The sequence below is a fragment of the Bradyrhizobium sp. genome, assembly GCF_049586575.1.
In the GTDB taxonomy this organism is placed as follows: Bacteria; Pseudomonadota; Alphaproteobacteria; order Rhizobiales; family Xanthobacteraceae; genus Bradyrhizobium.
The window spans coordinates 1-3,433 of record NZ_JBAVCF010000192.1; the positions used below are offsets into that span (position 1 = coordinate 1).

Consider the following 3,433-nt stretch of genomic DNA (forward strand, 5'->3'; position numbering starts at 1 on the left):
CCTCCCTGCCATCGAGAGCGAGCTTCGCTCGCCTCGGACCCCACAAGGGGGGAGGGAACGGAGACACCACCGCTGCGGGACGAAGAGCCGCCACGCATCGAGGAGCCGCGCTTCTTCATCGTGCTCCCCGGCAAATTTGGCCGCCTCGCGCCCGGCTCACCGGTCCGGGAGCAACGGCCGCGCCGTCCCTAAGCAACCTTTTTCTCGACGTTTGCGAATACGCTCAACTTCAACCACGTACGCAGGTCGGCCGCGAGCTTGCTGTTTCCGATCAAGACAAGCCGACCGTCGTCAGACACCGGGCCGATGGCGGTATATCCGAGCCAGATCTCGGTCATCGTCCGCAGATCAGTCGATACGTAAAGGTCGACATCGAAGCCCGGATCGACGAGGCACAGGTCAACTTCGTTGCCCGGTTCCACAACGAGCCAATAGTTGCGCTCCGAGGGCGGCCTGTCATTGAAAATGAACTGGATGGTGTTGCGGCGAGGCGGCATTGGATCCGCATTTATGTTTCGCCTGATGTCCCACATCAGCAGATTGGCGTCGCGGTTCTTTAGCGTCGCTTCAGTCGTAACCCATCGATGTCCCCAGACGCCGATCGCTTCGATAATAGGGCGCAGCTCACTTCCCGCTTCACTGAGACGATATTCGTGTACGCCGGACCCGCACCCGGTCGCGACGTGGATGACGACGCCTGCAGCTTCAAGTTCCTTCAGTCGCTTCGAGAGGAGGGCAGGCGACATGCCCGGTAGCCCGCGTCGCAGTTCGTTAAAACGGGTTGATCCCAGCATGAGTTCACGCAGAACGAGCAGCGTCCAGCGGGAGCAGACGATCTCAGCCGCCATCGAGACAGGACAGAACTGGTTGTAGCCGCTATCCGGCATGGAAGGCGCTCCTCTGCCAAAACCCCGCCTGGCAAGGATGCTACGATCTGTCCAGCCGGGCTAGTTCAAAATCTGTACCGCCTGGATTCATATCCTGAACTAGTTGCTTCCAGGCTGCGATGACATGCTCCTGACCACTTCGCGAGCGCGGAGTCCGCTTTCGGGCGGAGGTTCAGGCAAAAGGAGATGGCCTATGTCGGTTGCGACGCTACCTCTTGATTACACCGCCATCAAGCTACGCCAGCAGGCCGTCTGGTCGGCCGGCGACTATGCAACCATCGGAACGACCCTTCAGATTGTCGGCGAGCGATTGTGCGAGGCGGTTGATATGCATGCCGGCGATATCGTGCTCGATGTCGCCGCCGGCAACGGGAATGCGACGCTGGCCGCCGCACGCCGTTTTGCTCGCGTCACGTCCACCGATTATATCGGCGCAATTCTTGAGCGAGGCAGGGAGCGCGCCGCCGCCGAGCGCCTTTCCGTCAGTTTTCGGGAAGCTGACGCCGAGGCGCTTCCCTTTGCTGACGGCAGCTTCGACACGGCGCTATCCACGTTCGGCGTCATGTTCACCCCAAATCAGGAGAAGGCGGCCGCCGAGCTCGTTCGCGTCGTACGCAAAGGCGGGAAGATCGGGCTGGCCAACTGGACGCCGGATGGCTTTATAGGCCAGATTCTGAAAACTGTTGGAAGGTATGCGCCACCGCCGGCCGGCATCAAGCCACCTACTCTCTGGGGAACCATGGCGCGCCTTAGAGAGCTGTTCGAGGGACATGAAATCAATACCTCCTTGCAGACCTTCACCTTCAGGTACGAGTCACCGAAGCATTGGCTTGACGTCTTTCGTGCCTACTATGGTCCTACGAACCGTGCGTTCGCTGCGCTCGATGCGGAGAAGGCAGCAGCACTGGAAGCCGACATTCTCGATCTACTGGAAAAGTGGAATTGGGGCCGCAGCGATAGCCTGATTGTTCCCGGCGAGTATCTCGAAGTTGTGATTACGAGATCTTGAGGCCGCACCCGGACGGCGGAGCCGGTCGTCGTCGCTGAGTTGTTCGGCTCAATTCTGATTCCATTACCGGGGAGCGATCGGCGGCATGTCAATGTCCGCCGGCGTTCCGGATTTGTGAGTCCGGGCCTTGGTATCCACAGTATGAGACAGACGGGAGACCTTACCGCTTCTTCCACCCGCCGCGATGCCCCGGCGCGCCGCCGGTCGAGCGCGGGGAGGGGCCGAACTCGGGCCCGGATTGGCGGGAGTCGTTCGGTTGGACGATTTTGCTTTGCTCGCCGAACGGTTTTTCCGGCAGTGAACGGCCCGCGCGATAGGGCAGCGATTCCGGGCCGTGCATTTCGTCGAGATGCGGTTTGTGGACTTTTGAAGAGCCGCGACTCGTGGACCCCGCCCTGGACCCCCCTCCCACAAGGGGGGAGGGAACGGAGACACCACCACTGCGGGGCGAAGAGCCGCCGCGTTTCTTCATCGCGCTGGCCGGCAAATTCGCCGCCTCGCCGTATTTCTTGGCGCCGGCATAGGCGCCGGCCTTGATCGCGACGCCGCGCTGCTTGATGGTGGGATCGTCCACCACCGCCATTTCGGTGGCGCGCAGCCGCTTGACCTCGTCGCGCAACCGCGCGGCCTCCTCGAAGTTCAGGTCGGCGGCGGCCTCGCGCATCCGCGTTTCCAGGTCGCCGAGCACCGCCTCGAAATTGTGGCCGATCGAGATCACGTCGTCGGCCATGCCGCCGTCGCCGATTTCCACCAGCACATGGTCGCGCTCGTAGACCGAGTTCATGATGTCGCCGATGGATTTCTTGATGCTCTCCGGCGTGATGCCGTGGGCCGTGTTGTATTCGACCTGCTTCTCGCGGCGGCGGTCGGTTTCCGCAATCGCGCGCTCCATCGAGCCGGTCATCCGGTCGGCATAGAGAATGACCCGGCCGTCGACGTTGCGCGCGGCGCGGCCGATGGTCTGGATCAGCGAGGTTTCGCTGCGCAGGAAACCTTCCTTGTCGGCATCGAGGATCGCGACCAGCGCGCATTCGGGAATGTCGAGGCCCTCGCGCAACAGGTTGATGCCGACCAGCGCGTCGAACGCCCCTAACCGCAAATCGCGGATGATCTCGATGCGCTCGATGGTGTCGATGTCCGAGTGCATGTACCTGACACGGATGCCCTGCTCGTGCAGATATTCAGTGAGGTCTTCCGCCATGCGCTTGGTCAGCACCGTGACCAGCGAGCGGTAGCCCTTCTGCGCGACGGCGCGGACCTCGCCGACGAGGTCGTCGACTTGCGTGCGCGCCGGGCGGATGTCGACGGGCGGATCAATCAGGCCTGTGGGCCGGATCACCTGCTCGACGAACACGCCGCCACTTTCGTTCAGCTCCCATGCGCTCGGCGTCGCCGACACCGCGACCGATTGCGGGCGCATCATGTCCCATTCCTCGAAGCGCAGCGGCCGGTTGTCCATGCAGGAGGGCAGGCGGAAGCCGTATTCGGCGAGCGTCGCCTTGCGGCGGAAGTCGCCGCGGAACATGCCGCCGATCTG

At 62.5% G+C, this 3,433-nt stretch carries 4 protein-coding genes; 2 read left to right on the forward strand and 2 right to left on the reverse strand.

The features are described from left to right. Window positions 1-192, forward strand: a 192-nt coding sequence (locus tag WB528_RS07335; RefSeq protein WP_423887756.1) for a hypothetical protein, incomplete at its 5' end; no start/stop codon positions are given. Here the strand turns inward: WB528_RS07335 and WB528_RS07340 are convergent. After that, on the reverse strand, window positions 189-887 hold the full coding sequence (locus tag WB528_RS07340) for a winged helix-turn-helix transcriptional regulator (protein WP_423887757.1): 699 nt from the start codon (window positions 885-887) through the stop codon (window positions 189-191). The genes WB528_RS07335 and WB528_RS07340 overlap by 4 nt on opposite strands. 193 nt (window positions 888-1,080) lie before the next feature. Here WB528_RS07340 and WB528_RS07345 point away from each other — a divergent pair, with 193 nt between their 5' ends. Then, complete coding sequence (locus WB528_RS07345; protein WP_423887758.1) at window positions 1,081-1,896, forward strand: class I SAM-dependent methyltransferase; 816 nt, start codon at window positions 1,081-1,083, stop codon at window positions 1,894-1,896. Window positions 1,897-2,056: 160 nt separating this feature from the next. Here the strand turns inward: WB528_RS07345 and WB528_RS07350 are convergent. Continuing rightward, window positions 2,057-3,433: helicase-related protein (locus WB528_RS07350; RefSeq protein WP_423887759.1), on the reverse strand; the 1,377-nt coding region annotated here is incomplete at its 5' end.